Source organism: Micromonospora sp. NPDC005172 (genome assembly GCF_040608555.1).
In the GTDB taxonomy this organism is placed as follows: Bacteria; Actinomycetota; Actinomycetes; order Mycobacteriales; family Micromonosporaceae; genus Micromonospora.
Genome location: NZ_JBEXIL010000105.1, coordinates 1 through 5,148, shown reverse-complemented (window position 1 = coordinate 5,148; position 5,148 = coordinate 1). Strand labels below are relative to the sequence as shown.

General features: G+C 73.0%; 6 protein-coding genes. 5 read left to right on the top strand and 1 reads right to left on the bottom strand.

What is annotated here, in order from left to right:
* Positions 1–299 precede the first annotated feature (299 nt).
* Positions 300–971 (bottom strand): bifunctional DNA primase/polymerase, encoded by a 672-nt coding sequence (locus ABZV06_RS31865; protein ID WP_355051440.1) that lies wholly within the window; start codon positions 969–971, stop codon positions 300–302.
* A gap of 247 nt (positions 972–1,218) precedes the next feature.
* On the opposite strand from ABZV06_RS31865, the gene ABZV06_RS31860 reads away from it, so the two are divergent.
* From ABZV06_RS31860 to ABZV06_RS31840, 5 genes are all read left to right on the top strand, one after another.
* Entirely contained in the window at positions 1,219–2,448 is a 1,230-nt protein-coding gene (locus ABZV06_RS31860) for a helix-turn-helix domain-containing protein (RefSeq protein WP_355241353.1), read from the top strand.
* A gap of 13 nt (positions 2,449–2,461) precedes the next feature.
* Positions 2,462–3,037, top strand: coding sequence for a flavoprotein (locus ABZV06_RS31855; RefSeq protein WP_355241356.1), 576 nt, complete (start codon positions 2,462–2,464; stop codon positions 3,035–3,037).
* A gap of 71 nt (positions 3,038–3,108) precedes the next feature.
* On the top strand, positions 3,109–3,981 hold the full coding sequence (locus ABZV06_RS31850; protein ID WP_355625961.1) for a Nif3-like dinuclear metal center hexameric protein: 873 nt from the start codon (positions 3,109–3,111) through the stop codon (positions 3,979–3,981).
* Complete coding sequence (locus ABZV06_RS31845; protein WP_355241362.1) at positions 3,971–4,708, top strand: C4-type zinc ribbon domain-containing protein; 738 nt, start codon at positions 3,971–3,973, stop codon at positions 4,706–4,708. The genes ABZV06_RS31850 and ABZV06_RS31845 overlap by 11 nt, the downstream gene beginning before the upstream one ends.
* A 3-nt stretch (positions 4,709–4,711) precedes the next feature.
* Positions 4,712–5,148 (top strand): reverse transcriptase-like protein (locus tag ABZV06_RS31840; protein WP_355625959.1); only part of this gene is annotated, 437 nt, incomplete at its 3' end.

The window sequence follows — 5,148 nt, the reverse complement described above, 5'->3', positions numbered from 1 at the left end:
GTGGGGGGGGGGGTGGGGGTGGGGGTGGGGGTTAGCGGAGGGGGCGGTGGGTGGTGGCGGGACGGGTGCCGGTGGGGCGGGGCCGCCCGGGGCGCGAGCCGGTCGGTCGGGTGCCGGCCCAGCGGTGCCGTGGTTGGCCGCGACGGGGCGGCTCGGTGCCGCCGGGATACGGCGACCGGTCGTACGTGGACATCGTTCCCCCGTTCGTGACGCGCGTTCGCGCGGTCACCTGCTCAACGAGGACCGGCCGCCCGGCGACGCTGTCGGTCACCGGATCGAATCGTCGACCGGCCCCGGGCTCACCTTCCCCGGCGGGGCAGCGGCAGGTGACCGGGGAGCAGGTCGTGGGTGAGCGTCACCCCGCTGGCGCGCAGCGCCTCGATCAGGGTGTTCTGCACCAGGTACGAGTCGGGGAGCTGCCAACGGGCCTGCTCCGGGGCGACCGCCCAGCGGACGGTGCCCTCCGGCAGTCGGGTCGGCGGCGCGGGAATCCACGACCCCGGCCCGTGCCGGACCACGTGGAAGCAGTGCTCCAACTCCGGCCGCAGGGGGTCGCCGGGCCGTACCAGGAACATCCACCGACCGGTGGGGGTGACGAGCACGGGCCCGCGTACGCCGGTGCCGGCCGGGTGGGTCTGCACGGCGTCGAGCACGTGCCGGCCGAGGTGTGCCGGTACCTCCAGCACGTCGAAGGTCCGCCCGGTGGGCAGCAGGACACCGTGCGGGCGCGTCCGCCACCAGGTGGCTACCCGGGCCGGGTCGGTGGTGGCGGCCAGCTCCCAGTTCTCCAGCGCGGGGTGGCAGCCCACCGTGGGACAGCCGGCCCGACCGCACACGAACCGGCTGCGGGCGAGGCAGGCGCCGGGCGTCACCTCCCAACCGTGTACGGCGTACCGGATGGCGACCCGGCGCAGCCGGACGCGTTCCAGCGGCGACAGTTCGGCGACGCGCGGTCCGACGTTCCCCCACATGTGTGCCATCTCCTCTCGGTCGGGCCCGGCGGACGCCAGGTCGCAGTTCGAACGCCGTCACTGCCGTAACCCACGATCGTTGAGGTTGACGAACGGCTCGTGCAACTTGCACGAAAAGTACGAGGACTGGCTTTCCGGCTGACGTACACGCTGTGCGACCAGCGAAAACTGCAAGACGAACGACTGATCGCCGCACCCGCGGACATCGCCCCGCCCCGGGCGGCGGTGGCAGGGGAGGGATGGGGAGATGGACGAGCTACCCATTGGACGGCGAGTGGCCTACTGGCGGGGGCGGCGCAAGATGTCGCAGCAGGTCTTCGCGGACCGCCTGGGCAAGTCGAAGAGCTGGGTGGACAAGGTCGAGCGGGGCGTGCGCCGGCTGGACAAGTTCTCGGTCCTCTACGAGATCGCCGACATCCTGCAGATGGACGTACAGCTGCTGCTGGGCCGCGATCCGGAGCGACGCACGGACGCGCTGAACTGCATCGACCAGATCGAGGTGCAGGAGATCCGGGCCGCCCTGGAACGGTACGACTCGATGAGCGCCTACTTCGACGCTGTGCCGTACCCGCCTCCGCTGGACGACATGCGTAAGGCCGTCAACCACGCCTGGCTCACCTACCAGTACGGCCGCTACGGGATGCTCACCCGCGCGCTGCCCAAGCTGCTGCGCGACGCCCAGGCGGCCGACGCCGCCTACAGCGGGGCGCAGGCGCCGGAGGCGGCCCACCTGCTCGGGCAGGTCTACCAGATCGCGTCCTCGGTGCTGCGCAAGCTCGGTGAGTTCGAACTGGCCTGGCTGGCGGCCGACCGGTCGATGGCGGTGGCCCAGCGCGCCGACGACCCGCTGCTGGCCGGCATCGCCACCACCCGGGTGTGCAACGCCCTGGTCGCCATGGGCCGGGCCCGGCCGGCGCTGGAGCTGAACGTCCAGATCGCCAACCGGCTCGCGCCCGGCGGCAGCAACGAGGTCTCGCCGGCCCGGCTGTCCGTCTACGGGATGCTGCTGTTGCAGGGCGCGATGGCCGCGTCCCGGATCGGCGACTCGGCAAGCGTCGACGACCTGATCAACTGTGCGCAGGAGGCCGCCACCCTGCTCGGCGGCGACCACAACCACTACTGGACCTCGTTCGGCCCGACGAACGTGGAGCTGCACCGGGCCGCCGCCGCCGTGGAGCTGGGCGACGGGGGCCGCGCGGTGGAGGTCCACCAGTTGCGCATCGCGGAGCCCGACTTCAACGCCTTGCTACCCGAGCGCCGGGCCCACCACCTGCTCGACATCGCCCGCGGGTACGCCCAGATCGGCGACGTGGCGAACGCCGGCGAAATGCTGCTGCTCGGTGACCGGCTCGCGCCGTCGGAGATCCGCTGCCGGCCGATCGCCCACGAGGTGATGTCGGATGTCCTTCGTCGCACACGGGGTGCGCCGCCTTCTCCGGTAGCGGAGTTGGCTGAGCAGATGGGAGTAGGGGTATGAGCGCGGAGCCGGTGTGACGACCGGCGCACCACACACCAGCGAGCACCGTCCGGTGCTCTATGTCATCGCCTGCGGTTCGCCGCTGGCCCGTCACGTCGGTCGTCTGGTCGAGCTGGCCCAGGCCGACGATTGGGACGTCTGCGTGATCACTACGCCGGACGGCGCGAAGTTCGTCGACCAGGCGGCCCTTCACCGGCAGACCGGCCACCCGGTGCGGACGCACTACAAGAATCCCGGTGATCCCGACGTGCTGCCGCCGGCCGACGCCATGGTCGTCTGCCCGGCAACCGTGAACACGGTCAACAAGTGGGCGGCGGGTATCGCCGACACGCTCGCCCTCGGGCTGCTGGTCGAGGCGCAGGGCAAGGGCATCCCGATCGTCGCGGTGCCGTACACCAACGTCGCGATGGCCGCCCACCCGGCGTTCCGGGCCGGCGTGGCCCGGCTGGCCGAGTGGGGGATAACGGTGCTCTTCGGTGACCACGTGGTCGCCCTGCACCCACCCGGGACGGGCGAACAGCACATGCACGCCTTCCCCTGGCAGATGCCGCTGGCCGCGCTGCGGACCGTCGCGTACCGCGCCGCCTGAGCCCTCCCGTCGTACGCGGCTGGGCCGGGTGTCACCGTCCGGCGGCCTCCGCGCCGGTAAGCTGGCCCGCCGTGAGCACAAGCCGATCCGCGCCTTCGGTGAGTGACGTGGTGGCCGAGTTGGAGCGCCGCTATCCGCCGGTCTGGGCCGAGGACTGGGACCGCGTCGGCCTGGTGCTGGGCGAGCCGACCGCCCCGGTACGCCGGGTGCTCTGCGTGGTCGACGTGGTGCCCGAGACGGTCGCCGAAGCGCTGGCCACCGAGGCCGACATGATCGTCGCGCATCATCCGCTGCTGCTGCGGGGGGTCTCCTCGGTCGCGGCGACGACCGTCAAGGGCCGGATCGTCCACCAGTTGATCCGGGCCGGCGTGGCGCTGTACGTGGCGCACACCAACGCCGACGTGGCGTCCCCGGGCGTCTCCGACGCTCTCGCCGCCCGGTTCGGCCTGACCAACCTGCGCCCGCTGCAACGGCCCGCGCCCGGCTCCCCGGCACACGGCGACGACCGGGGCATCGGCCGGATCGGCGAGCTGCCCCGCCCCATGACCCTCGCCGAGCTGACCCGGCACGCCGCCGCCGTGCTCCCCGTCACGTCCTGGGGAGTTCGCGCCGCGGGGGATCCCGGGCGTATGGTTCGTACCCTCGCCGTGAGCGGTGGGTCGGGGGACAGCTTCCTCGGCACCGCGACCGCCGCCGGGGTGGACGCGTTTCTCACCTCCGACCTGCGGCACCACCCGGCCAGCGAGCATGTCGCCGCCGATGGTCCCGCCCTGATCGACGCCGCCCACTGGGCGACCGAACGACCGTGGCTGGACGACCTGGCCGCCCTCCTCAGGGAGGCGCCGGGCGTCGAGACGCTGGTGTCCGACCTGGACACCGACCCGTGGACCGTGCACGCCGCCGCACCCGTTGTGGACGACAAGGAGCCCGACCGTGAAGGCTGACCCCCAGGTCCAGCGCCGCCTGCTCGACCTTCAGGCGATCGACACCAACCTCGCCCAGCTCGCGCACCGCCGTCGGTCGTTGCCGGAGCGGGCCGAACTGGAGGCGCTGGCCCGGGAGTTGTCGTCGCTGGAGGACGAGCGGGTACGCGCCCAGGTGGCGGTCGACGACCTGGACCGGGACATCGCCCGCCTGGAGAAGGACGTCGAGCAGGTCCGCGCCCGCAAGGAGAAGGACCAGAACCGGCTCGCCGCCGGCACCGGTCCGGCCCGGGAGCTGGAGGCCCTCCAACACGAGCTGACCTCGCTCAACCGGCGTCAGGGTGACCTGGAGGACGCCGAGCTGGAGTTGATGGAGCAGCGGGAGACCGCCCAGAGCGTCCTCGACGGCGTGGAGCAGCGGCTGGCCGACACCCGGGAGAAGCGGGCCGCCACCGAGCAGCGCCGCGACGACGCGCTGGCCGAGATCGCCAAGGACGAAGAGTTCAAGCGGGGTGCCCGGCAGCCGCTCGCGGCCGACCTCCCCGCCGAGCTGGTCACCCTCTACGACAAGATCCGCGAGGACACCGGGCTGGGCGCCGCACTGCTGACCGCCGGCCGCTGCGGCGGCTGCCGGCTGGACATCTCCGGCGCCGACCTGGCCCGCATCCGCAAGGCGGCCCCGGACGACGTGGTCCGCTGCGAGGACTGCCGCCGGATCATGGTCCGTACCAACGAGTCGGGCCTGTAGGTCGTGGCACCGCGCGTGGTCGTCGTCGAGGCCGACGGCGGGTCCCGGGGCAACCCCGGGCCGGCCGGCTACGGCGCGGTGGTGCGCGACCCGGAGACCGGCGAGGTGCTCGCCGAGCGCTCCGAGTCGTTGGGCACGGCGACCAACAACGTCGCCGAGTACCAGGGGCTGATCGCCGGGCTGCGCGCTGCCGCCGAACTGGACGCCGCCGAGGTGGACGTCCGGATGGACTCCAAGCTGGTCGTCGAGCAGATGAGCGGCCGGTGGCAGATCAAGCACCCCGGCCTGCGTCCGCTCGCCGCCCAGGCGGCCGCGCTGGTGGGCCGCTTCGGCGCGGTCCGCTTCACCTGGATCCCGCGCGAGGAGAACCGGCACGCCGACGCGCTCGCCAACGCCGCGATGGACGCCGCCGCCGGCCGACCCACGCCGCCGGCGGCCAG